Here is a 25,142-nt window from a genome sequence, read left to right on the forward strand (position 1 = left end):
ATGCCCAGCCTGTCTTGGTCAATCGAACAAAACTCGTAAGCCACTGCCTTGCGTGACTTCAAGTCACAAAGGCCGGTTAAGGGCGGCTTCGCCTCGGCCAACGCGTCACATTGCCGGGATTTCGGGCTGCTCCGGCGTAAATTCGCCGGGATTGGCTCGCAACGACGCCGATCTCCGGCCCGCCACGGTCACCTTTTCAGCCTATCCATGGCATAGTCGGCCTAACCGATTCGCCGTCGCGGCGCCGCTCCAGCTACATCAAGACAAATGTCCAAGCCATTGAAAAAGCCTTCGAAATCAAAAGACACCGACCTCTTCGAGGGCACCGAGCCGAAATCGCGCGCGCCCCTCAAGGTGGCCTCCCGCGGAACCGGCGGCGAAGCCGACTACACCGCGGCCGACATCGAGGTGCTCGAGGGCCTGGAGCCGGTCCGGCGCCGGCCCGGCATGTATATCGGCGGCACCGACGAGAAGGCGCTGCATCACCTCTTCGCCGAAGTGATCGACAACTCGATGGACGAGGCCTTGGCGGGGCACGCGACCTTCATCGGGGTCGAGCTGAGCGCAGACGGATTTTTGACCGTCACTGACAACGGACGCGGCATTCCGGTCGACCCACATCCAAAGTTCCCGAAGAAGTCGGCGCTCGAAGTCATCATGTGCACGCTGCATTCGGGCGGCAAGTTCGACAGCAAGGTCTACGAGACTTCGGGCGGTCTGCACGGCGTCGGCATTTCCGTCGTGAACGCACTGTCCTCGCTCCTCGAGGTCGAGGTCGCGCGCAGCCAAAAACTCTATCGCATGACGTTCGAGCGCGGCCATCCCAAGGGCAAGCTCGAGGACCTCGGCAAGATCAACAACCGCCGCGGCACGCGCGTGCGCTTCAAGCCTGACACCGACATCTTTGGCGCCAAGGCCGCGTTCAAGCCGCAGCGCCTGTTCAAGATGACGCGCTCCAAGGCCTATCTGTTCGGCGGCGTCGAGATCCGCTGGAATTGCGCGCCCGAGCTTCTCAAGGGCGTCGAGGACGTGCCGGCGGAAGCGACGTTCCATTTCCCCGGCGGTCTGAAGGATTATCTGGCCGCCGCGATTCACGCCGACACGCTGGTGCATCCCGACATCTTCTCCGGCAAGTCGGGTCGCAACGGCGCGCACGGCGCCTGCGAATGGGCGGTGGCATGGACTGCCGATGCCGACGGTTTCCTCTCCTCCTACACCAACACGGTGCCGACGCCGGACGGCGGTACCCACGAATCCGGCCTGCGCAGCGCGCTGTTGCGCGGCCTGAAGGATCACGCCGAGCGCGTCGGCCAGGGCAAGCGCGCGGCCTCCGTCACGTCTGAAGACGTCATGGTGGGCGCGGCCGTGATGCTCTCGGTGTTCGTGCGCGAGCCGGAATTCCAGGGCCAGACCAAGGACCGCCTCGCCACCGCGGAGGCCCAGCGCATCGTCGAACAGGCGATGAAGGATCCGTTCGACCATTGGCTGTCGGGCAATCCGAACCAGGCCAACAGGCTGCTCGATTTCGTGATCGACCGCGCCGAAGAGCGCTTGCGCCGGCGCCAGGAAAAGGAGACCGCGCGCAAGACTGCCGGCAAGAAGCTGCGCCTGCCCGGCAAGCTCGCCGACTGCACCGATGCCGGCACTGAAGGCTCCGAGCTCTTCATCGTCGAGGGCGACTCGGCCGGCGGCAGCGCCAAGCAGGCGCGCGACCGCAAGACCCAGGCCGTGCTGCCCTTGCGCGGCAAGATTCTCAACGTCGCATCCGCCGGCAAGGACAAGCTGACGGCGAATGCACAGCTCAGCGATCTCGTGCAGGCGATCGGCTCCGGCACACTCGCGCAATATCGCGAAGAGGATTTGCGCTATCAGCGCATCATCATCATGACCGACGCCGACGTCGACGGCGCGCACATCGCTTCGCTCCTCATCACCTTCTTCTACCGGCAGATGCCGCGGCTGATCGACGAGGGCCACCTCTTCCTCGCGGTGCCGCCGCTCTACAAGCTGACCCACGGCTCCAAATCGGTCTACGCCCGCGACGACGCGCACAAGGAGGCGCTGCTCAGGAGCGAGTTCAACGCCAACGCCAAGGTCGAGGTGAACCGCTTCAAAGGCCTCGGCGAGATGATGCCGGCGCAACTGAAGGAAACCACCATGGACCCGAGCAAGCGGACGCTGCTCAAGGTGGTCCTGCTGGCCGACGACCGCGACACCACGGCCGATTCGGTGGAACGCTTGATGGGGACCAAAGCGGAGGCACGTTTTGCCTTCATCACGGACAAGGCCGAGTTCGCCAGCGAAGACTTGCTCGACGTCTGAAGCAGGACGGTGGCGCCGCAGGCGCACCTCCGGTTCCGCACTGTATCCGCAGTGTCACAGACTTTTTCTCAGATACCATTTAGTTCCCGCCTTGGAACGGCATCTGCTCGATGCGCAACGGCGCACCGTGCGGATCCAACGATCATTCCCAAGGCGGAGTTATAGATGAAGAAGTTGATATTCGTGTTGGTCGCCGCAGCATATGCGGGTTCGGCCACGGCGGCAGATCTCGGCGCCCGCAGCTATACCAAGGCGCCCGTGGTCGAGCAGGTCTCGTCCTGGACCGGGTTCTATCTCGGCGGCGAAGCCGGCGGTCGCTGGTCGGACTCGACCTGGACGACCTACGCGTTGCAGGATCCAATCGCACCCGGATCGAACTTCCGTCTGCCGCAGGGCAATCCCGCGAGCTTCGACAGCACCAGTGCGCGGATCGGCGGCTATGCCGGTTACAACTGGCAGTTCGCGACGTCGTGGGTCGCCGGCCTCGAGGGCGACATCGCCTGGGGTGACGGCAAGAAGACGCTTGCGGGCATTCCCGGCACCTGGGCTCCGGCCGCGACGGCCGCGACGATCGCTCTCGACGGATCGAGCGTCAAACTCGGCTGGGATGCTGCGATTCGCGGCAAGCTCGGTATTCTCGTCTCGCCCAACGTCCTGCTGTTCGGCACCGGCGGCGTTGCCTGGCAGGACGTCTCGATCAATGCGAACTGTCAGCCGGGCGGCGGCTGGAGTTGCGGCGCCGTCCGCAACACCACGTTCAACACCGTGAAGACCGGATGGACCGCCGGCGCCGGCGTCGAAGCAAAGATCTGGGGCAATTGGCTCGCCCGCGGCGAGTATCGCTACGCTGACTTTGGCCGTACCGACTACCTGTTCTTCCCCAGCACGTCCGACGGCGTGTGGATGCACCACGACCTCAAGACCCACACCGTGTCGGTTGGCCTCGCCTATCAGTTCGGTGGCCCGGTGGTGGCAAGATACTGAGCAGAACGGAACGATTACCCTCGTCCAAAAGCCCCGGCATCGTCCGGGGCTTTTTTTCTGATCGAGGACTGCGCTCGGTAAAAGGTCCTCGGCTCCCGGGCCAGGAACGGGAAAGCACGCGCCGGTCCCCTTCCCTGCACGTTCGATTCGGGCGGCGGCACCCCACAATCAAGGCACGTTTCGCCCTCATGTCGGACAAGGGCCGAGCTCGCGAGCGAGGAATTGCTCGACGTGTGAAGTAGGATGGCGGCGCGGGATACCGTGTCCGACGCTGCGCAATCTTCCTAATTGATTGACATTACAGCGAAATATAGCACAACCTCACCTGCACGTAAGAGGTGTGTCCTCCGTACAACTGCGGATGGTTTTCCGCTCACTGTGCCCGCCAGGCAACAGCATTTTGGCCGGAACTGTTTATGATCCAATCATCGGTTGAACGGAATCGGTGCGCTCGCGCCTACTAAAACGAACCAGGTTGGGGATTTTAATATGAAAAACGTTTTGCTCGCTCTGACCGCGGTTGCGGCAATGACCGGATCGGCTTTTGCCGCTGATATGGCCCCGCGCACCTACGCGAAGGCTCCGGTTGCGGCACCCGTGGTGACCAACTGGACCGGCTGCTACCTCGGTGCCGGCGGCGGCGCCGCGATGACCAACAATGACAACAACCTCTATGACCCCGTCACCGGACTTGCTTTCACGGGCAATCAGACCAACGGTGCACGCGGCTGGTTCGGCACCGTCCAGGCAGGCTGCGACTACCAGTTCGGAAACTGGGTGGTCGGCGCCTTCGGTGACTACGACTTCATGGACGTGCGCGGTGACGTGTCCCTCTTCCCGGGCACCTCGGGTCAGCAGAAGCAGGATTGGCAGTGGGCCGTGGGTGGCCGCGTCGGCTACCTCATTGTGCCGCAGCTCCTGACCTACGTCTCGGGCGGCTACACCCAGGCACATTGGCAGTCGACGACCTTGAACGCCTTCGGCTTCGGTCCGGTCCTGACTTCGCCTGGCTTCACCAAGAGCGGCTGGTTCATCGGCACCGGTGACGAATATGCCCTGACTACCTTCCTGCCCGGCCTGTTCTGGAAGACCGAGTATCGCTACTCGGAGTTCGATCGTCAGAACGGCCCGATCAACGACTTTGCCACCGGCCTCCCGTTTGGTGCCAACTCGACCCAGAAGCTCCGCGAGCACAGCGTGCGCAGCGAGCTGGTCTACCGCTTCAACTGGGGTGGTGCGGTCGTCGCGAAGTACTGATCCGACCTCGATCTCAGACTAACGGAAAGCCCCGGCATCGTCCGGGGCTTTTTCGTTTCGCGGCGGCACCTGTCTCCAATATGTAAGTCACTCGCCGAACCTCCCGGCGGCGGGATTCCGAGTGGGCTGCTCTGGCGCGCGCGTCCGATCGCGTCGCAGACCAGGCACAATGTCGCAGGCTGTGTCCGATCGGTTACAGCAATTTTCCTGGAACCAGCTAAGTGTTGCAATATCGACGGAACGGATTGGGCGCGCGCGCTCGTTCAACGGATCAAGGTTGCTTTGAAATGAACAAGATCGTGCTGGCTCTGACCGCCGTTGCGGCAATGACCGGATCGGCTTTTGCCGCCGATATGGCCCCGCGGACCTACGCCAAGGCTCCCCCCGTTGCGGCGCCGGTGGCGAACTGGACCGGCTGCTACGTCGGCGCCGGCGGCGGCGGCGCGATGACCAACAACGACGGCATCATTGTCAGTACCGTAACCGGCCTTCCCCTTACCAATAATGTGACAACCGGCGCGCGTGGCTGGTTCGGCACGGTTCAGGTGGGTTGCGACTACCAGTTCCAGAACTGGGTGGTGGGCGCTTTCGGCGACTATGATTTCATGGACGTGAGGGGCGACACCGGCGTTTTCCCTGCCTTCACCGGACAGCAGAAGCAGGATTATCAGTGGGCGGTGGGTGCCCGTGTCGGCTACCTCGTGCTGCCTCAGTTGCTGACCTATGTCTCGGCCGGTTATACCCAGGGCCATTGGAAGTCGACGAATTTGAGCCCCTTCGGTGCTGCGACCCCGTTTGCGACGATGTCCGGATTCACCAAGGGTGGCTGGTTCGTCGGCACCGGCGACGAGTACGCCCTGACCACCTTCCTGCCGGGCCTGTTCTGGAAGACCGAGTATCGCTACTCGGAATTCGACAACGCAAACGCCGGTCTCAACGACTTTGCCACGGGTCTCCCGCTTCCCGGCTTCGCGACCAACAAAGTACGCGAGCACAGCGTGCGCAGCGAACTCGTCTACCGCTTCAACTGGGGCGCTCCGCTGGTCGCGAAGTACTGATCCGACCTCGATCTCAGACTAACGGAAAGCCCCGGCATCGTCCGGGGCTTTTTCGTTTCGCAGCGGCACCTGTCTCCAATGCGCAGCCGCTCACCGAAGCTCGTGATTCGGGTGGGCTTCGCCTCTGGCGTGTGCGTCCGGTCGCGTCGTCACAGACCGCTACGATGCGGCAGACTGTGTCCGACCGGCTACAGCAATTCTCGTGGAACCGACTAGGTGTTGCCATGTCGACGAACGGATTGAGCGCGCGCGCTCGTACAGCAGATCAAGGTTGGCTTTTGAAATGAAGAAGATTGTGCTCGCTCTGACCGCTGTTGCGGCGATGACCGGATCGGCTCTTGCCGCTGACATGGCCCCGCGGACCTACGCCAAGGCTCCCCCGGTTGCGGCTCCGGTCGCGAACTGGACCGGCTGCTATGTCGGCGCCGGTGGCGGCGGTGCAATGACCAACAACGATGGCCTCCTTGTCGACAGCGTAACCGGCCTTCCCCTTACCAATAATGTAACGAGCGGCGCGCGTGGCTGGTTCGGCACCGTTCAGCTGGGTTGCGACTACCAGTTCCAGAACTGGGTGGTGGGCGCTTTCGGCGACTATGACTTCATGGACGTGCGGGGCGACACGGGCGTTTTCCCTGTCGCCACCGGGCTGCAGAAGCAGGATTATCAGTGGGCGGTGGGTGCCCGTGTCGGTTACCTCGTCCTGCCTCAGTTGCTGACCTACATCTCGGGCGGTTATACGCAGAGCCACTGGAAGTCGACTAATTTGAGTTTCTTCGGTGGTGCGACCCCGTTTGCGACGATGTCCGGGTTCACCAAGGGCGGCTGGTTCGTCGGCACCGGCGACGAGTACGCTCTGACCAGCTTCCTCCCCGGATTGTTCTGGAAGACGGAGTATCGCTATTCGGAATTCGATCGAGCAGACGCCCAACTCTTCGACTTTGCCACCGGTCTCCCGGCCCCCGGCTTCGCGACCAACAAGGTGCGTGAGCACAGCGTGCGCAGCGAGCTCGTCTACCGCTTCAACTGGGGCGCTCCGCTGGTCGCAAAGTACTGATCCGACCTCGATCTCAGACATTCGGAAAGCCCCGGCATCGCCCGGGGCTTTTTCGTTGGGTGGCATTCGTTCTCGCCGCTGGTGACGGACGCGGCTGACGCCCACGTCCCGCGCTGTCGCCTCACGCCATACGCCACCTCGACGCCTGTGCCCGAACCGCAACATCATTTGCGAGGGAACCGCTTATAAGAAAGTTATCGGTTGATTCGTTCGACGCACTCGCGTCCCGCAGCCAAGGTTGGGAATTTCAAAATGAAGAAATTCGTGCTTGCTCTTACGGTGATCGCGGCAATGACGGGCGCAGCCTCGGCGGCTGACCTAGGAGCGCGGCCCTACACCAAAGCTCCGGTGACCGCTCCGGTCGCCAACTGGACCGGCTGCTATCTCGGCGCCGGCGGCGGCGGCGCGATGACCAACAACGACAACAACATCTACGATCCGGTGACGGGTACCGCCTTCACCTCGAACCAGACGAACGGTGCACGTGGCTGGTTCGGTACCGTGCAGGGTGGTTGCGACTACCAGTTTCAGAACTGGGTGGTTGGCGGCTTCGCTGACTACGATTTCATGGACGTCCGCGGCGACACCAATATGGGCACGTTCGCCACCGGCCAAATGAAGCAGGATTGGCAGTGGGCGGTGGGCGCTCGCGTCGGCTACTTGGTTCTACCTCAGTTGCTGACCTATGTTTCGGGTGGCTACACACAGGCGCACTGGAAGGACACAACCTTGAGCTTCACCGGGCTTCCGCAGTTTACCTCGCCCGGCTTCACCAAGGGCGGCTGGTTCATCGGAACCGGCGACGAATACGCTCTGACCGGCTTCCTGCCTGGCCTATTCTGGAAGACCGAGTATCGCTACTCGGAATTCGATCGGCAGAATAGTCCCATAAACGATTTCGCGACTGGTGCCCTCCTCGTCAACTCGACCCAGAAGTTCCGCGAGCACAGCGTGCGCAGCGAGCTGGTGTACCGCTTCAACTGGGGTGCTCCGCTGGTCGCGAAGTATTGATCCGACCTCGATACGAGATATCAAAAGCCCCGGCATCGCCCGGGGCTTTTCCGTTCTGGAGACTCAGTTGCGCACGCTGTCCTTCAGCGCCTGATCGGCCTTGCGGAGCTACCACCGCAACGACATGGACCACTCCCGCCACCGGGCCTTCCGGGCCGCGCCGGCCATTGTATCCGCACCAGTGCTACGGCTAGTCTGCGCTCCAGTTTTCGCGGGCACGGCAGGCCATGAAAGGAGTGGCGATGCCGCGCCGCGACAGAACAGACCATTGGGAGAGACACATGCGCAGATTTCTGCTGATCGCAGGCCTGTTCGCGCTCGCCATAGGCCTGCTCTGGATCGGACAAGGCACGGGCACTTTTCCCTGGCCCCGATCGAGCTTCATGATCGCGCAACTGCAATGGGCCGGCTATGGCGCCGCCATGGCCGGCTTCGGACTGGTGCTGATCTGGCAAGCAACAACGTAAAAACAAAAAGGAATGACAGCATGACATCAGGTGCGTTCGATCTCCGCGGCAAGGTCGCGATCGTCACCGGCGGCAATGGCGGCATCGGGCTCGGCATGGCGCACGGGCTTGCCGACGCCGGCGCCGACATCGCCGTGGTCGGGCGCAACGAAGCCAAATCCGCCGCGGCCGTGGCCGACCTCAGGCAGCGGGGCGTGAAGGCGATTGCGGTGACAACCGACGTCACCGACAAGGCCGCGGTCGCCGCGATGGTGGATCGCGTGGTGAAGGACCTCGGCCGCATCGACATCCTCGTCAACAACGCCGGCATGAGCATCCGCAAGCCGCCGCACGAGCTCGAACTCGACGAATGGAATAAGGTGATCGACACCAATCTCACCAGCGCCTTCGTATGTTCGAAGCTGGCCTACCCGGCGCTGAAAGCGTCGGGCAACGGCAAGGTGATCAATATCGGCTCGATGATGTCGATCTTCGGTGCGAGCTTTGCCACGGCCTATGCGGCGAGCAAGGGCGGCATCGTGCAGTACACGCGTGCCTGCGCCAATGCCTGGGCGCCCGACAACATCCAGGTCAACGCCATCCTGCCGGGCTGGATCGACACCGACCTCACCCGTGGTGCACGCCAGCAGGTCACAGGGCTGCACGAGCGCGTGCTCGCCCGCACGCCTGCAGGCCGCTGGGGCCATATCGACGATTTCGCCGGCATCGCCGTCTTCCTCGCCTCGCCCGCCTCCAACTTCGTCACGGGCACCGCGATTCCCGTCGACGGCGGGTTCTCGGTGATGGCGTAGACGCACGCGCGCTCATGAAGAACGCTCCGGCATCTGCCGGGGCTTTTGGCTTCTCGTGCCTAACTAAGGCGCGATGATTGCTCTCCAACATGTGTGTCGATCACCGGTCGCCGATACCTCCCGCGCAGCAAGACATGGTTGGGCGCACCTGTTTGTCGCCAAACGCTTGATCGATTGGCGTTGGGGGCACTGGAGGGTGCCTTGTCGGCAACACCTGTCGCGCAATGATCCCATGAGTTCGCTGCAGACCAATCGAAGTTCGTCACAGGACAAGATGGCCAGACGCGCCGAGATTATTCCCGATCCTGCGCCGAACACGCCGGCCGCACGTTCTGGGATGCGACGCCACTCGCGTGAAGGGCTTGGAGATTGGAATGAAGAAATACCTGTTTGCACTCACCGCAGTGGCCGCAATGACCGGCTCCGCATCGGCGGCTGATCTAGGGGCACGGCCCTACACCAAGGCTCCGGTTGCTGCCGCCCCGGTCGCCAACTGGACCGGCTGCTATGTCGCCGGCGGCGGCGGCGGCGCCTACACCAGAAACGATCACAACGAGTACAACACCACGACTGGTGTTTCGCTGCTTGGAAATTCGACGGCTGGCGCGAGCGGCTGGTTCGCCACAGTGGGCGCCGGCTGCGACTATCAGGTCAACAATTTCGTCGTCGGCCTGTTCGGCGACTACGATGTCATGGACGTGTCCGGCGACACCACGGCGGTTGGTTTCCTCACGGGAACGCGGAAGCAGGATTCGCAATGGGCGGTCGGTGGTCGCGTCGGCTATCTGGTTCTGCCCCAGCTGCTTACCTATTTCTCCGGTGGCTACACGCAGGCCCATTGGAAGTCGACAGACTACAACGCCTTCCTGGGCGCGCCTTTCTCGACTAGCGGCTTCACCAGGGGTGGCTGGTTCATTGGCTCCGGTGACGAATATGCCCTGAGCTTCATTCCCGGCATGTTCTGGAAGACCGAGTATCGCTATTCGGAGTTCGACCGCGCGGACGTCGACATCGTTTCTACCATTCCGACCGGCCTCGCCCAGACCAACAAGTTTCGTGAGCACAGCGTGCGCAGCGAGCTGGTCTACCGCTTCAATTGGGGCGGACGGTAGCCGCGACGTACTGATCACAAGCTTTTCAAAAAAGAAGCCCCGGCCAAGCCGGGGCTTTTGAATTTGGGCAGTGATCGTCTTTTGTAGCTGCTTGGTCGTTCGTTGACACACTCAGTAACGCGCGACGACGGGCGAGCCGAACTTGTAGCTCGCGCGGACCACAGCCCACTGAATGTCGCGGGGCTTTGCGTCGAACGCGTAGGTACCTGCCGCCGTGCCGGCGAGCTGGTAGGTCTGGTTGACGAAAGCGGCGTAGTTGTACTCGACGCCGACGATCCAGTTAGGGGTGATGCCGTATTCCCAGCCGGCACCGACGGTCCAGCCGTTGGCCCAGTGCGTCTGACCGCCATTGCCGGTCACCGGAACATTGTCGACGACCGAGAGGCGATTGTTCGCGCCGGCATAGCCGCCCTTGGCGTAGAACAGGTTGTTGTTCACGGCGAAGCCGGCGCGACCGACGATCGTCGCCAGCACGTTGGTGCGCCAGCTGAACACGTCGTCACCGGCACCGAATGCCGTGTTCACCACCGTGCCCTTGTTGTCGAGCCCCGAGATCGTCCCTTCGAGGCCGAACACGAAGTTGTTGGCCTGCCAGTTGTAGCCGATCTGCGCGCCACCCATGATGCCGGAGCCGCGCTGACGATAGCCCTGGCCGGGCGCGAGATCGCCGAACAGCGTCGTGTTGGCGCTGTTGATCCACTGCTGATTGGTCCAGGCGCCGCCGATATGGCCGCCGACATAGAAGCCCGTCCAGTTGAACAGCGGCTCGGCATAAGCCGGCGCCTTCACATAAGGCCGCGCCGCGAGATCGGCGGCGGAAGCAGCGCCCGCCGTAACGAGAGCGGTCGTGCAGGCGAAGGCAGCAATCAACTTGGAACGCATAGTACACCCCGTTTCTTTGATGGGCGCACGCTCACAGACAGTTCTTACTAAAATTGGAATCAAGAAAGTTAAGCCGCGGGATCGACGGCAAGCGCGCTTCGAATCCGTTCGCGCTGTTGCTCGCAAGCAACGTTCAGCGCGAACTTAACGCGCCGTTATCCCTACCGAATTGCTGCGTTTACGTCGCCGTATTACGAAGCCTTGGCGACCGGCGAATGCACGTGCTCCGGCCGCACGCCGAGCGCAATGAAGCGCGCAGGGATTCCCTGCAGCCAGGGCAGCGCGGTGATCAGGCGCACGATCAGCGGCACCTTGAGCGGTTCGTTGCCGTGCCTGAGCGCGCCGCTGATGATGTTGTTCTGTACGACCATTTGCATGCGCTGCGTCATCTTCACCGGAAATTCGCGGCGGCGCCGCACGGCATCGAGCTCGTCTTCGGATGGACAGCCGTTCCGGATCTTGTCGCTGAGCAAATTGGCGGTCGCGACCGCATCCTGCACGGCGAGATTGACGCCGACACCGCCGACCGGCGACATCGCGTGCGCGGCATCGCCGATGCACAAGAGCCCCGGCCGCGTCCAACGCTTCAGGCGATTGATCGCAACGGTCAGCAGCTTGACGTCGTCCCAGCTCTTGACGTCAGTGATCCCGGATTTGAGGATCGGCGCCATGCGGACGACGTCGTCGAGCAAGGATTGAAGCCCCCTCGCCTTCAAGGTCTCGTATTGCCCCTTGGCGATGACATAGGCGCATTGCCAGTAATCGCCGCGATCGAAGGTGATCATCATCTTGCCCGGCTCGACGCGGGCGAACACGTTCTCGGTCTCGTCGCCCTTGCGCGCGGCGCGAAACCACAGCACGTCCATCGGCGCACCGATCTCCTCGACCTCAAGGCCGGCCCGCGCGCGCACCGTCGAGTGACGGCCGTCGCAGGCGATGGTGAGATCGGCTTCGATGTCGATGGGCCCGTCCGGCGTGTTGGCTCGCACGCCGGCAATCGTATCGCCGCGGCGGAGCAGGTCGACGGCCTCCGTGCTCATCATGACCTTGAGCGAGGGAAAACGCTGGCCCTGTTCGCGCAGGAAATTCAAAAAGTCCCATTGCGGCATGAAGGCGATGAACGGGTACTTTGTGTCGAGCCGGGCGAGATCGGCGATCCGCACCGGCGTCCCGCCGAACATGCCGTCCATCTTCTGCAGGCGCTGATGCGGCAGCTTGAGGAAGCCGTCGATCAGGCCGAGCTCGTCCATCACCTGAAGCGTCGAGGGATGCACGGTATCGCCGCGAAAGTCGCGGAAGAAGTCGGCGTGCTTCTCCAGCACCACGACGTCGATGCCGGCGCGTCCGAGGAGATAGCCGAGCATCATGCCGGCCGGCCCGCCGCCGACGATGCAGCAACGGACTTTTACGGAGCGTGTGGCGGGTTGTTGCTCTGACCTGGTTGCATCCATGATCCGGTTTCACTGGCACTTCGATCCGCAACAGGATTGTAGCGCCGGCTCGCGTTACGCATAGGCCGAATTTGACAAAGCTCAGCGCTTCTCCAGCCTCGGGTGCAACTGCCTGCCCCGTCATCCTGAGGTGCCGGAGCGTAGCGGAGGCCTCGAAGGATGCGCGGCCCGGCTGCAGCCCGGCCGTTCATCCTTCGAGGCTCGCCCTGCGGTGCACTTGCACCGCAGAACTCGCACCTCAGGATGACGGGTCGAGCGGAGCGTCGACCGCGGCTGAAAGACAATCAATTATTGCTGCGGTTGGCCGTGCGAAAGCTCTTGATCTCGGACACGCTGCCGTCGCGATAGGTCAACTCGACCGAGATGAATTGCGTGGATGGCGCGAGCTTCTGGTAGAGCGCGGCGTTGTAGGGGATCGCGCTCGGGTCGCGCATGTCGCAGGGCGGCATGGTGAGGACCTGATTGGGGACCGCGCTGTCGATGCCGATCTTCACCTCGCGGATCGCGCAGCGATACGACACCAGATGGGTGTAGTAGACCAGGAGCCCGTTGAACTGGCGGAACGACAGCCAGCTGTTGGCGGTCATGTCGAGGATTTTGCGCTGGTCGCGGACGAGCGCAGCCTCGGGGTCGAACTTGATCGGGAACGGCCCCTGCATGTCGCCGGAGGCGTCGACATAGCGCACCTGGATCGTTGCGGCCTGCGCGTCGGAGGGCAGCTCGATCGAGGGATTGGGCATCCGCTTGCGCGTGCGCGAGTCCAGCGTGTCGAGGAAACCGGTCTCGCGGAAGTCGCCGCTCTCGCCGATGCGCCAGGAAATGCCGAGCGTCGGATCGGCGATCGAGAACACCACGGTCCAGCCGCCATTGTGGCGCGAGAACATCGCGATCGGCGCGTTGAGGGATTCTTCCTTCGGTGGCTTCAGCGGCGCAACCGGCGGCAGTGCGGCGACCTTCATCGGCGCATCGGCCGGCCGTGCGTTGGCATTCGGTACGGACGTGTCCGATGCCATCTTGTCTGGCGCAGGCTTGTCTGACCCAGGCTTGGCCGTACCGCTCAGGAAGACGTCGTCGACCATCTGGTCGAAATAGACCGGCACCTGCTTGTGCCTCACGGTGTCGGCCAGCTCGCTCACCGTCCTGCGGGTGTGCTGCGCCACCTGCACGAGGTTGACGCCGGGCTGCAGCAGCTCCTTGGCGAAGGTGCGCGTGAACACCGAATTGGGATTGGCGTCGTCGTTCGACAGGCGATCGAGTGCAGTCTGGCGGGGACCTGCCGAGAAGACCGAGAACACGCCTTCGGGCAGTTGCACCATCGGCGCAAGTCCGCCGCCGCCGGCGACCGCGCGCGTGCCGGTGCGCTCGAACGGATTGTTGCGGCAGGCGTCGAACACCAGGATCGAGGTTCGCGCCTTCTTGTTCTGGAGGCGCTCGACGATACGGTCGGCCAGAATGGAGGAGTCGCGCACCAGCTCCTCCTGGCCCTCGGTCGCCGCCGGCACGTCCGTCGGCAGCAGATAGTTCTGGCCCGCGATCTCAAAACCGTGGCCGGCGTAGAAAAAGAACGCGGTGTCGCCGGGCTCGATCGCCTTGTCGAAGGCGAGCAGCGTCTCGGAGAATTGCAGGCGGTTCTGGTTCTCCGCCACCATCACGGTGAAGCCGAGCTGGCGCAGCGTGTCGCCCATGGTGCGGGCGTCGTTCACGGCCTTCAGCAGCTTTGGGACATTCCTGTACTCGTTGTTGCCGACGACCAGCGCGACGCGCTTTGCGGCCTCCGCGGGAACCGCTGATGCCAGCAGGCCGGCTGCAACGCCAAGTGACGCCAAGATTCTGGAAAGCCGATGCATCATGGAAGATATCCCGCCGCAGGAGGGTTTTGCGGTCCTGCCGCCGCTGATGAATAGTCGGTTGAGCCATATCGGGGGTTCAAAAGCCACCCCGGCGTCCCTTTCGGGGGCGCCTTGCCGCATCTTGTTAACTGGCGGGTTCGGCCGGAATCTGCTCTGTGTTTGACACGATAGCTGTTCATCGAGGTTCTCTGTGTATTCCTGGTGTACCGACGAGGTCGAGCCGCAAGACCGCTTCGACTATTGGCGCGAGGTGCGCTCCAAGGGGCTGTTCGGGGTCACGGCCGAACTGGAGCGCGAGCAGCGGGCGGACTTCTTCGGCGAGTTCTCGCTGCGCCGGGTTGGCGAGGCCGGTCTCGTCGAATTGCGGGCATCACCTTACCGCGTCGAGCGGAGCGAGGCGGATATCGCTGACGCGCCGGGCGACAGCATCTGCATCTATCAGCAGCTCGGCGGCGGCGGCTGGTTCGGCGGCCTGCCCGGCGATGATTTTGCCATCGCCAGCGGCTGCTTTGCCACGAGCCACACCGACCTGCCCTATCGCACGGCCCCGCTGGGCAATGCCGGCTTCCACCTGCGCATCCTGAAGATTCCCGCCGCGCACGTCCCTGCACCGGCAAGGCAGCTCCGTAGCCTCCCGGCGAAGACGTTCACGGACGGCACGCTGGCGCCGTTGCTGACATCCTGCTTCACAGATCTCGTCGAGGGCACCGGCACTGAGGATCACGCCGCGCCGCGAGTGCAGGCCCTGGCCCAACTGGCACTGATCGAGCGCGGCATCGTCAACCAAAACAGCCGCCGCGGACAATTCGCGCTGCGGATCGGCCGCCTGTCGCTGGCGCGGCGGCTGATCGCGCGGCATCTGCCCAACCCGGAACTGTCTCCTGCCATGGTGGCGGGCCTGCTCGGCGTCTCCGTCCGCCACATGCACATGCTGTTCGAGATGGCGGACCGGACCTTCTCCCAGACCGTGACCGAGGCCCGCCTGAAGCACAGCCGGCGCCTGCTGATCGAGGCGCCGGAGCGGCTGATTGCCGATATCGCCTTTGCCAGCGGCTTCGAGAGCCTGGCGACGTTCTACCGTGCCTTCAACTCGGCTTTCGGCATGGCGCCGGGCGATTTCCGGAACCAGCTGGCGGTGTCCGGCTAGGGCTTTCCGATCCGATTTCATCGGATCGGAAAGCCCTAGATTCATGTTTTGACGCGTTTTCTTAGGCGAACCGACACCACTTCGCCGGAAAACGCTTTGGGGCCTTTCCAGGCCCGAAAAGCCCTGCGTCGCCCGCAATTTGAGCAAAAACCTTAGGGTTTTTAGGGTCTTCCCGCGCCCGCTCCATTGACTTTGGCCGATTCCGCCCTATGTTCCGGGGCGACGCAGCTCGGTATCGAAGAGCGATTCCTGAGCTTGGCGCTTTGTTCGCGTAAGTCAGCACCCCCAGCTTCTTTGAGAGCCCGCCGTTTCGGGGTGACACGCGACAGCCTTTATTACCCTCGATTCCGAACGGCGGTTTCGACCAGAGGCTCAATGTCCTTTTCCAATCTCGGACTATCCGAAAAAGTCCTCGCCGCAGTGGCGGCCACCGGTTACACCAATCCCACCCCCATCCAGGAACAGGCGATTCCTCACGTTCTTGCCCGCAAGGACGTCCTCGGCATCGCCCAGACCGGCACCGGCAAGACCGCGGCCTTCGTGCTGCCGATGCTCACCATTCTCGAAAAGGGTCGCGCCCGGGCGCGCATGCCGCGCACGCTGATCCTCGAGCCGACCCGCGAGCTCGCAGCCCAGGTCAAAGAGAATTTTGACCGCTACGGCGCCGGCCAGAAACTCAACGTCGCCCTCCTGATCGGCGGCGTCTCGTTCGGCGACCAGGACGCCAAGCTGACACGCGGCGTCGACGTGCTGATCGCCACCCCGGGCCGCCTGCTCGACCATACCGAGCGCGGCGGCCTCCTGCTCACCGGCGTCGAACTGCTCGTCATCGACGAAGCCGACCGCATGCTGGACATGGGCTTCATCCCCGACATCGAGCGCATCTGCAAGCTCGTCCCGTTCACGCGGCAGACCCTGTTTTTCACCGCGACCATGCCGCCGGAAATCCGGCGCATCACCGAGGCCTTCCTGCACAATCCGCAAAAGGTCGAGGTCTCCAAACCCGCCACGACCGCCGTGACCGTCACGCAAGCCCAGGTGCCGGCGGGACGCGAAGCGCACGAGAAGCGCGAATTGCTCCGCCGCCTGCTGCGCGAGGCCAAGGATCTCAAGAACGCGATCATCTTCTGCAATCGCAAGCGCGAAGTCGCCATCGTTCACAAATCGCTCCAGAAGCACGGTTTCAGCGTCGGCGCATTGCATGGCGACATGGATCAGCCGGCACGCATGGCGGCGCTGGATCAGTTCCGCAAGGGCGAGCTGCCGCTGCTGGTCGCCTCCGACGTCGCAGCGCGCGGCCTCGACATTCCCGAGGTCAGCCACGTCTTCAATTTCGACGTCCCCCACCATGCCGACGATTACGTTCACCGCATCGGCCGTACCGGGCGCGCGGGCCGCACCGGCACCGCGATCTCGATCGTGACGCCGCTCGACCAGAAGTCGATGGCCGCGATCGAAAAGCTGATCGGTCAGAACATTCCCCGCGCCGAGGGCGATTTCGACGTCCACAGCGAAGCCGGCGAGCAGACCGAGCGTCCGCGCGAAGCGCGCGGCGGCCGGGAACGCTCCCGCGGCGGTCGCGGCAGGTCGCAGCGTGGACATGATCGTGAACGCAGCCAAGAATCGCGTGAGCAATCGCGTGAGCGTGGTCATGAGCCGCGCGAACGCACGCGCGAGCCGCGTGAGCAGCGCAGCCACGAACCGCGTGAACAGCGTGGCCAGGAGGCACGCGAGCGCAATCATGAGCCGCGTGAACGTAACCACGAGCCGCGCGAGCGCAACCACGAGCCCCGGCAAGCGTCCGGTGGACGCAGGGGTTCGCGTCCGCAGGCCGATACGTCGGGCGTGCCGTCGATCGGTCGTCCCGAACCGCGCCGCTCGCAGCGCCCGGTCGATACCGAGCCCGGCGATCACTCGCATCTTCCGGCGTTTCTGCTGCGGCCCGTTCGTACGCCCGCAGGGGCCTAAGGCGCGCAAGGGCGCCTTAGCCTTTTGTTTGAGCATGATCTCCGCGCAAACGCGTTCGGCGTTTGTCGCGAGGGAAAACCGCTGCACAGTTTTCCGGATCATGCTTTGTGAACGGCCGCGGCCCGTATATTTACTGGTCGTTCACAAACGTCCTTTAGCCTGACGCCATAATTTAAGCATTGCAGCGGTCGGGTGAAACTGACCGCCGTGGGGAATGTTCAGTGGTCAAGGCGCTCGAAGAACACGAACGCACGATGGCGTTTGCCGAAGTGGCACTTGGCCAGATTCGCTCGCTCCGGCAGACTGCAATCCCCCGCAACTACGAGATCTGGTACGTCTACGCGACCGGATACAATGCCCCCCTCAACAAGATCATCAACGAGACGCTGGCGCGCAACGGCAAGCTGACCGAAGCCGATCTCGAGCAGATCTACGAGACCTATCTCTCCCACATCAAGACCACCGATCGCATCGACAAGGTCGGCGCGCGCGTCATCGGCGAGATCGACGACGTGATGAAGCTGCTCGGCGATGCGCTCGGCATGTCCGCGGTCTACGATGCCAGCCTGTCGGGCGCGACGCAAAAACTGTCCTCGGCCAAGGGCGCCGAGCAGGTCAAGGCGATCGTGGAGACGCTGATCAAGTCGACGCGCGAGATGCGCGAGACCAACAAGGCGCTGGAAGACCGCCTGACGCTGTCGAAGAGCGAGATCAGCAATCTCCAGCAGAGCCTCGAGGCGATCCGCGCCGAGAGCCTGACCGACCCGCTGACGGGCCTCGGCAATCGCAAATATTTCGATCGCATGATCGGCATGGCCGTGCAGAACGCGCTCGCCGGCGGCGAGCCGCTGTCGCTGCTGCTGTTCGACATCGACCATTTCAAGTCGTTCAATGATTCCTACGGCCATCTCACCGGCGACCAGGTGCTGCGGCTGGTCGGCCTGTCGCTGAAGCAGACGATCAAGGGCCAGGACATCACCGCACGCTACGGCGGCGAGGAGTTCGCGGTGGTGCTGCCCAACACCGCGCTGCGCCAGGCGCTCACGGTTGCCGATCACATCCGCCGCGCCGTCATGGCGAAGGAATTGAAGAAGAAGTCGACCGGCGAGATCCTTGGCCGCGTCACCATTTCGGTCGGCGTCTCCATGCTCAAGGAGGGCGACGACACCTATTCGCTGATCGAACGCGCCGATGCCTGCCTCTACGCCGCCAAGCGCAACGGCCGCAACCGCGTGATCTGCGAAGTCGATCCGGAATACGTCGCCGAGACACGCAGCCAGGTGGCGTGACGTCTCCTCAGCTGCCGTAGGGTGGGCAAAGCTCCCGGCATCGCTCGAAGAGCGAGACGGAAGCGTGCCCACCGCATCTGCGGCACGTGGAGAGATGGTGGGCACGCAATGCCTTCGCTCTTCGAGCGATGGCTTCGCTTTGCCCACCCTACGTACCGCCTTCTTAGCTGACCGCTTCTTGGCGGCTTGCTTCTTCGAGACGACCTTCTACGCCTTCTTTGTTTTCTTCGGCCGCTTCTTCACCTTGGCACGCTGGGCCGCGGCGAGTGCTGCCCTCGCCCACTCCGCAAGCTCCTCGGAATCGTCGAACAGGCGCGCCGGCAACTGCCAGTAGGAATTGACCGTCACCGTCTTGGCGCGGGTCTGGTACTGGAAAGGTTTTGAGCCCTCGGCCTCGAAGCTGGGGATGGTCACCTCATCGGCGCGGAGATAGAGGCCGGCACGAAGCGAAAGCGCAAAGTTGGTACCGTCGGCGGAGATGCCGTAGCCGGAAAACATCTTTCGGATGGTGACGGGGCCGAAATCGGCGAACAGGTCGATCAGGAATTCGCGGTCCATGGCCACAACTGTCTCCCCATCGTCGTCCTGGCGAAAGCCAGGACCCATTACCACAGGGAGGAGTTTTGCGAAGACTGACCGTTGGACTACAGCGCACGGTACTGACATCTCCCGCCATCGAGAGATCACGCGGTATGGGTCCTGGCCTTCGCCAGGACGACAGCGGAGTAAGACGAACTAACCGTCGACCTTGGCTGGCTTCAATTCCACGGACTCGCCGCAGCCGCAGGCGGAGATCTGGTTGGGGTTGTTGAAGACGAACTGCGCCGACATCTTGTCGACCTTGTAGTCCATCTCGGTGCCGAGCAGGAACAGCACAGCCTTGGGATCGACCAGGATCTTGACGCCCTTGTCCTCGACGACCTCGTCGGTCGGGCGGATGTCGTGGGCATATTCGACCGTGTAGGACTGGCCCGCGCAGCCGCCGTTCTTCACGCCGACACGAAGGCCGACGATCTCGGAATCGGCGCGCTTGGTGAGCTCGCTGATGCGCTGGGCCGCGGCGTCAGTCAGCCGCATGACCTGCGGGCGCGGCCGCTTCGGCTTGACGGGAGCTGATGTTACCTGGGTCATCTTATCTATGTGGTCCGTTCGGATGTGAATTCAATCCAGCAAGTTCAGTACCAACGCCCGTCTCACCCACACTCACCACATGTTGAGCACGAGGCGGGCCTCGTCGCTCATCCGCTCCGGCGTCCAGGCGGGTTCCCAGATCACCTTGACGTCGACTACGCCGACGCCGGGAACGCTGGCGACCGCATTCTCGACCATGGTGGGCAATTCGCCGGCAGCCGGGCAGTTCGGCGTCGTCAGCGTCATCAACACGTCGACGGAGCGGTCGTCCTTGATCTCGACCTTGTAGATCAGACCGAGCTCGTAGATGTCGGCCGGGATTTCGGGATCGAACACGGTCTTGAGCCCCGCGATGATCTCGCGCGACAGCCGCTCGGTTTCCTCCGGCGGCAGCGCCGAATGCGTTTCCATCGGATTGGCTTTGACTTCGGCCGTATCGGTCATGCGAACAGATCCCGCGCCTTCAGCAGCGCCTGTACCAGATGGTCGACTTCTTCCCGCGTATTATACATGCCGAAGGACGCCCGGCACGTTGCGGTGACGTTGAACCGCTCTAAAAGCGGCATCACGCAATGCGTTCCGGCGCGCACCGCGATGCCCTGGCGGTCGATCACCGTGGCGACGTCGTGGGCGTGCGCGCCCTTCAGCTCGAAGGAGATCACCGGGCCCTTGCCGCGCGCGGTGCCGATCAGCCGCAGCGAGTTGATCTCGCGCAGGCGATCCTGGGCATAGGTCAGGAGATCGTGCTCGTGCGCGGCGATGCGCTCCTTGCCGATCGAATTGACGTAGTCGATGGCGGCGCCCAGGCCCACCGCCTCGACGATCGCGGGCGTGCCGGCCTCGAACTTGTGCGGGGGGTCTCCATAGGTGACGACGTCACGCGAGACCTCGCGGATCATCTCGCCGCCGCCATTATAGGGACGCATCGCGACGAGGTGGTCGTACTTGGCATAGAGCACGCCGATGCCGGTCGGCCCGTACAGCTTGTGGCCGGTGAAGACGTAGAAATCGGCGTCGATGTCCTGCACGTCGATATTGAGGTGCACGGCGCCCTGGCTGCCGTCGACCAGAACAGGAATGCCGCGGGCGTGGGCGATCTTCACGACGTCCTTCACGGGCACGATGGTGCCGAGCGCGTTCGACATCTGCGTGATCGCGACCAGCTTGGTCTTCGGGCTCAGGAGCTTCTCGAACTCGTCGATCAGGAAATTGCCTTCGTCGTCGACCGGCGCCCACTTGATTACCGCGCCATGACGCTCCCTGAGGAAATGCCAGGGCACGATGTTGGAGTGGTGCTCCATGATCGAGATGACGATCTCGTCGCCCGTCTTGATGTTGGGCTCGCCCCAGGACGACGCCACGAGGTTGATCGCCTCGGTCGCGTTGCGGGTGAAGATGATCTCCTCGGTGCGGCGCGCGTTGAGGAACTGCGCCACCTTGGCGCGGCCGCCCTCATAGGCTTCGGTCGCGGCATTGGCGAGGTAATGCAGGCCGCGATGCACGTTGGCGTATTCGCTCGTATAGGCCTGCGTCATGCGGTCGAGCACGGCTGACGGTTTTTGTGCTGACGCCGCGTTGTCGAGATAGACCAGCGGCTTGCCATAGACCTGCATGGCGAGTGCCGGAAAGTCCTGGCGCACCCGGGCGACGTCGTAGGACCCGTTGAGGACGGCGGGATGCGTGCTCATGACCGTCGCTCCAGCCAGCGTTCGGCCACGCCGACCACATGCGCACGCAGATCGTCATCGGCGATCTGCTCGATCGCCTCGCCGACGAAGGCCTGGATCAGGAGCGCCTGGGCGTCCTTCTCGGGCAGGCCGCGGGCGCGCAGGTAGAACAGCAGCGTGTCGTCGAGCGCGCCGGCGGTGGCGCCGTGGCCGCAGGAAACGTCGTCGGCGAAGATCTCGAGCTCGGGCTTGTTGTCGGCCTCGGCTTCATCCGAGAGCAAGAGCGCCCGGGTCATCATCTTGCCGTCGGTCTTCTGCGCGTCGGGACGCACGATGATGCGGCCCTGGAACACCGAATGCGCGCGATCGTCGATCACGGCACGGAAGATCTCGCGACTGGTGCAATTGGGAACGGCATGGTCGACGACCAGAGTCAGGTCGCCATGCTCTGTCTTCTTCAGGAGGTTCACGCCGTTGATGGAGAGGTCACTGCCTTCGCCAGCGAACGTAATGAAGCCCTGTAGGCGGCTCACCGCGCCGCCAGTCGTCATGTTGAAGAAGTTCACCTTGGTGTTGGCGCCAACGGTGACGAATTGCGAGGTGATGTTCACGGCGTCAGGCGCATCATCCATCAGGCGGATATGCGCGACGTCTGCGTCGTCGCCGATCGAGACGATGACGGCATCGTTGACCAGGTAGGCCTTCGCCCCGGCCGAAACAAAACTCTCGATAATGGTGGCGCGGGCGCCCTTCCCGATCCGCACCTGCGAGCGGGTGAACGCCGAGGCCGAAGCCGCGGTCGCGACATGGATGATCTGGACCGGCGCGGACAGTTGCGCCCCGCCGGCGATCTCAAGCACGACACCGTCGGTCGCCATCGCCGCGTTCAGCGAGATCACCGCATCGGTCGAGTCAGTCGCAAGAATATCGCCGGCATCCTTCTCCAGCGTTTCGCGCAGCGTCTTGAGGTTGACCCCGGCGACGATCGCCTTGACGTCGGACAGATCGGCCGCGAAGACGCCATCGACCAGCACCAGCCGGCAGGCGCCTGCTATCGCGTGAGCCTTCACCGCGTCGGCAGCCTTCGACAGCGCCGAGGCATCGGGCGCTGCCGCCAGCGGCAGCACCTCGCCGACCAGCGCGCGCAGATCGGTGTATTTCCACTCCTCGATCCGGCGGTGCGGCAGGCCGAGACGCTCATAGGTCTCAAAGGCCTGGCGGCGCGCCGCAGATATCGCAGGCGAACCCGGCAGCCGGCCTTCAGCGCTGGCGAAGAGATCGCTCACCGCGCGGCTGCTCCCGGTCTTGGCCAAAGCAACGTTCATCCCTCAAATCCCTTACGCGGCGTCCTCGAACTGGGTGTAGCCGGACGCTTCCAGCTCCAGCGCCAGATCCTTGCCGCCGCTCTTCACCACGCGCCCCCTGGACATCACGTGCACGAAGTCGGGCACGATGTAGTTGAGCAGGCGCTGATAGTGGGTGATGACGACCATCGCGCGCCCCGGCGAGCGCAGCGCGTTGACGCCGTCGGCGGCAATGCGCAGCGCGTCGATGTCGAGGCCGGAATCCATCTCGTCGAGGATGCAGAGGCTCGGTTCGAACAGTGCCATCTGCAGCACCTCGTTGCGCTTCTTCTCGCCGCCGGAGAAGCCGACATTGACGCCGCGCTTGAGCATGTCCTGCGGGATGTTCAGCGATTTGGCGACCTCGCGGACCTTCTTGAGAAAGTCCGGCGTCGAATATTCACTCTCGCCGCGCGCCTTGCGCTGCGCATTCAGCGCGGTGCGCAGGAAGGTCATGGTGGCAACGCCGGGAATTTCCACCGGGTACTGGAACGCCAGGAACACGCCCTTGGCGGCGCGCTCGTCCGGGTCCATCTCCAGGAGGTCTTCACCCCTAAACAGGATCTGGCCGTCGGTGACCTCATAGCCGGGCTTGCCGGCGATGACATGCGACAGCGTCGACTTGCCGGAGCCGTTCGGCCCCATGATCGCGTGCACCTCGCCCTCGTTCACGGTCAGCGTCAGCCCGTGGAGAATCTCGCGCTCCTCGACACGGACTTTCAGGTCTTTCACTTCAAGCAATGGCATTTTGGTTCCAGTCTATTCAAATGATGCATGGAGCGCCGAAGCGCGCCGCGAGGGCCGGTGGACTAACCGACCGACCCTTCAAGCGAGATCGAGATCAGCTTCTGCGCTTCCACCGCGAACTCCATCGGGAGCTGCTGGAGCACGTCCTTCACAAAGCCGTTGACGACGAGGCCGACGGCTTCTTCCTGGCTGAGGCCACGCTGGATGCAGTAGAACAGCACGTCCTCGGAGATCTTTGAGGTCGTCGCCTCGTGCTCGAACGTCGCCGAGGAGTTCTTGGCTTCGATGTAGGGCACGGTGTGCGCGCCGCATTTGTCGCCGATCAACAGGGAATCGCAGGCGGTGAAGTTGCGCGCGCCGGTCGCTTTCCGGTGCGCGGTGACGAGACCGCGATAGGTGTTCTGCGATTTTCCGGCGGCGATACCCTTGGAGATGATCCGGCTCGTCGTGTTCTTGCCAAGATGGATCATCTTGGTGCCGCTATCGACCTGCTGAAAACCGTTCGAGATCGCGATCGAGTAGAACTCGCCGCGCGAGTTGTCGCCGCGCAGAATGCAGCTCGGATACTTCCAGGTGATCGCTGAACCCGTTTCAACCTGGGTCCATGAGATTTTCGAGTTGGCGCCGCGGCAGTCGCCACGCTTGGTGACGAAATTGTAGATGCCGCCCTTGCCTTCCGAATTGCCGGGGTACCAGTTCTGCACCGTCGAATATTTGATCTCGGCGTCGTCATGCGCGACGAGCTCGACGACGGCCGCGTGCAACTGGTTCTCGTCGCGCTGCGGCGCGGTGCAGCCTTCGAGATAGGAGACGTAGGAGCCCTTGTCGGCGATGATCAGCGTGCGCTCGAACTGGCCGGTGTTGCGCTCGTTGATGCGGAAATAGGTCGACAACTCCATCGGGCAGCGCACGCCCGGCGGCACGTAGACGAACGAGCCGTCGGAGAACACCGCCGAGTTCAGCGTCGCATAGAAATTGTCGGAGGTCGGCACCACGGAGCCGAGATACTTCTGCACCAGCTCGGGATGCTCGCGGATCGCCTCCGAGATCGGCATGAAGATCACGCCAGCCTTCTTCAGCTCGGCCTTGAACGTGGTCGCAACCGAGACCGAGTCGAAGACCGCATCGACCGCGATCTTGCGCTGGGCCGGCGACTGCTCGCCCACCTTCGGCTCGACGCCTTCGAGCATCGCGACTTCGCGCAGGGGAATGCCGAGCTTCTCGTAGGTCTTGAGAATTTCGGGATCGATCTCGTCGAGCGAGGTGACGGACTTCTTCGGCTTCGGCGCCGCGTAATAATAGAGGTCCTGGAAGTCGATCTTGGGATAGTCGACGCGCGCCCAGGTCGGCTCCGTCATGGTCAGCCAACGGCGATAGGCCTCAAGCCGCCACTGGAGCATCCAGGCGGGTTCGTTCTTCTTCTGCGAGATGAATTTTACGATCTCTTCCGACAGCCCCTTGGGGGCTTTTTCGGAGTCGATCAGGGTCTCAAACCCATAACGATACTGGTCGACGTCGATGCGCTTCACGCGCTCGACCGTCTCTTGTACGGCTGGCATCCATTCCTCCGCTCGCGGTTTCAAGGACCGCGGTGGATCAAACTCGAACGAC

General features: G+C 63.3%; 21 protein-coding genes and 1 pseudogene. 12 read left to right on the forward strand and 10 right to left on the reverse strand.

The annotated features are described in order from the left end of the window. Positions 1 to 267: 267 nt before the first annotated feature. The 9 genes from parE (at position 268) to KUF59_RS23705 (ending at position 10,056) form a co-directional block, all read left to right on the forward strand. Positions 268 to 2,322, forward strand: a complete 2,055-nt coding sequence (gene parE, locus KUF59_RS23665; protein ID WP_212459824.1) for a DNA topoisomerase IV subunit B — start codon at positions 268 to 270, stop codon at positions 2,320 to 2,322. Positions 2,323 to 2,487: 165 nt separating this feature from the next. After that, entirely contained in the window at positions 2,488 to 3,306 is an 819-nt protein-coding gene (locus tag KUF59_RS23670; protein ID WP_212459823.1) for an outer membrane protein, read from the forward strand. A gap of 489 nt (positions 3,307 to 3,795) precedes the next feature. Continuing rightward, positions 3,796 to 4,563, forward strand: coding sequence for an outer membrane protein (locus KUF59_RS23675; protein WP_212459822.1), 768 nt, complete (start codon positions 3,796 to 3,798; stop codon positions 4,561 to 4,563). Between the two features lie 287 nt (positions 4,564 to 4,850). Continuing rightward, positions 4,851 to 5,621: an outer membrane protein gene (locus KUF59_RS23680; protein ID WP_258767199.1), complete on the forward strand. Its 771-nt coding sequence runs from the start codon at positions 4,851 to 4,853 to the stop codon at positions 5,619 to 5,621. 283 nt (positions 5,622 to 5,904) lie between these two features. Beyond that, positions 5,905 to 6,675: an outer membrane protein gene (locus KUF59_RS23685; protein WP_212459820.1), complete on the forward strand. Its 771-nt coding sequence runs from the start codon at positions 5,905 to 5,907 to the stop codon at positions 6,673 to 6,675. Positions 6,676 to 6,927: 252 nt separating this feature from the next. Further along, on the forward strand, positions 6,928 to 7,686 hold the full coding sequence (locus KUF59_RS23690) for an outer membrane protein (RefSeq protein WP_212459819.1): 759 nt from the start codon (positions 6,928 to 6,930) through the stop codon (positions 7,684 to 7,686). Between the two features lie 281 nt (positions 7,687 to 7,967). Then, the gene (locus KUF59_RS23695) at positions 7,968 to 8,153 is read left to right on the forward strand and encodes a hypothetical protein (RefSeq protein ID WP_140976478.1); all 186 of its coding nucleotides are present in this window, start codon (positions 7,968 to 7,970) and stop codon (positions 8,151 to 8,153) included. 20 nt (positions 8,154 to 8,173) lie between these two features. Next, positions 8,174 to 8,944 (forward strand): SDR family NAD(P)-dependent oxidoreductase, encoded by a 771-nt coding sequence (locus tag KUF59_RS23700; RefSeq protein WP_212459818.1) that lies wholly within the window; start codon positions 8,174 to 8,176, stop codon positions 8,942 to 8,944. 374 nt (positions 8,945 to 9,318) lie between these two features. Then, the gene (locus KUF59_RS23705; RefSeq protein WP_212459817.1) at positions 9,319 to 10,056 is read left to right on the forward strand and encodes an outer membrane protein; all 738 of its coding nucleotides are present in this window, start codon (positions 9,319 to 9,321) and stop codon (positions 10,054 to 10,056) included. 111 nt (positions 10,057 to 10,167) lie between these two features. On the opposite strand, the gene KUF59_RS23710 is transcribed toward KUF59_RS23705, so the two are convergent. From KUF59_RS23710 to KUF59_RS23720, 3 genes are all read right to left on the reverse strand, one after another. Continuing rightward, positions 10,168 to 10,938, reverse strand: a complete 771-nt coding sequence (locus KUF59_RS23710) for an outer membrane protein (protein WP_212459816.1) — start codon at positions 10,936 to 10,938, stop codon at positions 10,168 to 10,170. Between the two features lie 191 nt (positions 10,939 to 11,129). After that, positions 11,130 to 12,389: an FAD-dependent oxidoreductase gene (locus tag KUF59_RS23715; RefSeq protein ID WP_212459815.1), complete on the reverse strand. Its 1,260-nt coding sequence runs from the start codon at positions 12,387 to 12,389 to the stop codon at positions 11,130 to 11,132. A gap of 284 nt (positions 12,390 to 12,673) precedes the next feature. Continuing rightward, on the reverse strand, positions 12,674 to 14,239 hold the full coding sequence (locus KUF59_RS23720; RefSeq protein WP_408918030.1) for a caspase family protein: 1,566 nt from the start codon (positions 14,237 to 14,239) through the stop codon (positions 12,674 to 12,676). Positions 14,240 to 14,429: 190 nt separating this feature from the next. On the opposite strand from KUF59_RS23720, the gene KUF59_RS23725 reads away from it, so the two are divergent. The 3 genes from KUF59_RS23725 (at position 14,430) to KUF59_RS23735 (ending at position 18,643) form a co-directional block, all read left to right on the forward strand. Further along, positions 14,430 to 15,386 (forward strand): helix-turn-helix transcriptional regulator, encoded by a 957-nt coding sequence (locus KUF59_RS23725; RefSeq protein WP_212459814.1) that lies wholly within the window; start codon positions 14,430 to 14,432, stop codon positions 15,384 to 15,386. A gap of 375 nt (positions 15,387 to 15,761) precedes the next feature. Beyond that, entirely contained in the window at positions 15,762 to 17,354 is a 1,593-nt protein-coding gene (locus KUF59_RS23730; RefSeq protein ID WP_212459813.1) for a DEAD/DEAH box helicase, read from the forward strand. A gap of 221 nt (positions 17,355 to 17,575) precedes the next feature. Beyond that, positions 17,576 to 18,643 (forward strand): GGDEF domain-containing protein, encoded by a 1,068-nt coding sequence (locus tag KUF59_RS23735; protein ID WP_212459812.1) that lies wholly within the window; start codon positions 17,576 to 17,578, stop codon positions 18,641 to 18,643. A gap of 132 nt (positions 18,644 to 18,775) precedes the next feature. Here KUF59_RS23735 and KUF59_RS23740 read toward each other — a convergent pair. From KUF59_RS23740 to sufB, 7 genes and pseudogenes are all read right to left on the reverse strand, one after another. Continuing rightward, a pseudogene (locus KUF59_RS23740) lies at positions 18,776 to 19,201 on the reverse strand (TfoX/Sxy family protein); the annotation flags it as partial. 177 nt (positions 19,202 to 19,378) lie between these two features. Continuing rightward, on the reverse strand, positions 19,379 to 19,774 hold the full coding sequence (locus tag KUF59_RS23745) for a HesB/IscA family protein (RefSeq protein WP_212459810.1): 396 nt from the start codon (positions 19,772 to 19,774) through the stop codon (positions 19,379 to 19,381). 72 nt (positions 19,775 to 19,846) lie between these two features. After that, positions 19,847 to 20,218 (reverse strand): SUF system Fe-S cluster assembly protein, encoded by a 372-nt coding sequence (locus KUF59_RS23750; protein WP_212459809.1) that lies wholly within the window; start codon positions 20,216 to 20,218, stop codon positions 19,847 to 19,849. Continuing rightward, a complete protein-coding gene (locus KUF59_RS23755) occupies positions 20,215 to 21,462 on the reverse strand; it encodes a cysteine desulfurase (protein ID WP_212459808.1) in 1,248 nt (415 codons plus the stop codon). Before KUF59_RS23755 ends, KUF59_RS23750 begins: the two co-directional genes overlap by 4 nt. Continuing rightward, entirely contained in the window at positions 21,459 to 22,766 is a 1,308-nt protein-coding gene (gene sufD, locus KUF59_RS23760; RefSeq protein WP_258767200.1) for a Fe-S cluster assembly protein SufD, read from the reverse strand. The genes KUF59_RS23755 and sufD overlap by 4 nt, the downstream gene beginning before the upstream one ends. Before the next feature lie 12 nt (positions 22,767 to 22,778). Continuing rightward, positions 22,779 to 23,531, reverse strand: coding sequence for a Fe-S cluster assembly ATPase SufC (gene sufC / locus KUF59_RS23765; protein WP_212459806.1), 753 nt, complete (start codon positions 23,529 to 23,531; stop codon positions 22,779 to 22,781). Between the two features lie 62 nt (positions 23,532 to 23,593). Beyond that, positions 23,594 to 25,090, reverse strand: a complete 1,497-nt coding sequence (gene sufB, locus KUF59_RS23770; protein ID WP_212459805.1) for a Fe-S cluster assembly protein SufB — start codon at positions 25,088 to 25,090, stop codon at positions 23,594 to 23,596. Between the last annotated feature and the right edge of the window lie 52 nt (positions 25,091 to 25,142).

The sequence above is a fragment of the Bradyrhizobium arachidis genome (assembly GCF_024758505.1).
Classification (GTDB): domain Bacteria; phylum Pseudomonadota; class Alphaproteobacteria; order Rhizobiales; family Xanthobacteraceae; genus Bradyrhizobium; species Bradyrhizobium manausense_C.

What these genes read in the sequence shown, in the direction of transcription:
- KUF59_RS23755 (WP_212459808.1), bottom strand. Translation starts at nt 21,462, where the DNA reads ATGAGCACGCATCCCGCCGTCCTCAACGGGTCCTACGACGTCGCCCGG.
- KUF59_RS23675 (WP_212459822.1), top strand. Translation starts at nt 3,796, where the DNA reads ATGAAAAACGTTTTGCTCGCTCTGACCGCGGTTGCGGCAATGACCGGA.
- sufB (WP_212459805.1), bottom strand. Translation starts at nt 25,090, where the DNA reads ATGCCAGCCGTACAAGAGACGGTCGAGCGCGTGAAGCGCATCGACGTC.
- KUF59_RS23730 (WP_212459813.1), top strand. Translation starts at nt 15,762, where the DNA reads ATGTCCTTTTCCAATCTCGGACTATCCGAAAAAGTCCTCGCCGCAGTG.
- KUF59_RS23750 (WP_212459809.1), bottom strand. Translation starts at nt 20,218, where the DNA reads ATGACCGATACGGCCGAAGTCAAAGCCAATCCGATGGAAACGCATTCG.
- KUF59_RS23695 (WP_140976478.1), top strand. Translation starts at nt 7,968, where the DNA reads ATGCGCAGATTTCTGCTGATCGCAGGCCTGTTCGCGCTCGCCATAGGC.
- sufC (WP_212459806.1), bottom strand. Translation starts at nt 23,531, where the DNA reads ATGCCATTGCTTGAAGTGAAAGACCTGAAAGTCCGTGTCGAGGAGCGC.
- KUF59_RS23700 (WP_212459818.1), top strand. Translation starts at nt 8,174, where the DNA reads ATGACATCAGGTGCGTTCGATCTCCGCGGCAAGGTCGCGATCGTCACC.
- KUF59_RS23690 (WP_212459819.1), top strand. Translation starts at nt 6,928, where the DNA reads ATGAAGAAATTCGTGCTTGCTCTTACGGTGATCGCGGCAATGACGGGC.
- sufD (WP_258767200.1), bottom strand. Translation starts at nt 22,766, where the DNA reads ATGAACGTTGCTTTGGCCAAGACCGGGAGCAGCCGCGCGGTGAGCGAT.
- KUF59_RS23670 (WP_212459823.1), top strand. Translation starts at nt 2,488, where the DNA reads ATGAAGAAGTTGATATTCGTGTTGGTCGCCGCAGCATATGCGGGTTCG.
- KUF59_RS23715 (WP_212459815.1), bottom strand. Translation starts at nt 12,389, where the DNA reads ATGGATGCAACCAGGTCAGAGCAACAACCCGCCACACGCTCCGTAAAA.
- parE (WP_212459824.1), top strand. Translation starts at nt 268, where the DNA reads ATGTCCAAGCCATTGAAAAAGCCTTCGAAATCAAAAGACACCGACCTC.
- KUF59_RS23680 (WP_258767199.1), top strand. Translation starts at nt 4,851, where the DNA reads ATGAACAAGATCGTGCTGGCTCTGACCGCCGTTGCGGCAATGACCGGA.
- KUF59_RS23745 (WP_212459810.1), bottom strand. Translation starts at nt 19,774, where the DNA reads ATGACCCAGGTAACATCAGCTCCCGTCAAGCCGAAGCGGCCGCGCCCG.
- KUF59_RS23705 (WP_212459817.1), top strand. Translation starts at nt 9,319, where the DNA reads ATGAAGAAATACCTGTTTGCACTCACCGCAGTGGCCGCAATGACCGGC.
- KUF59_RS23720 (WP_408918030.1), bottom strand. Translation starts at nt 14,239, where the DNA reads ATGATGCATCGGCTTTCCAGAATCTTGGCGTCACTTGGCGTTGCAGCC.
- KUF59_RS23685 (WP_212459820.1), top strand. Translation starts at nt 5,905, where the DNA reads ATGAAGAAGATTGTGCTCGCTCTGACCGCTGTTGCGGCGATGACCGGA.
- KUF59_RS23710 (WP_212459816.1), bottom strand. Translation starts at nt 10,938, where the DNA reads ATGCGTTCCAAGTTGATTGCTGCCTTCGCCTGCACGACCGCTCTCGTT.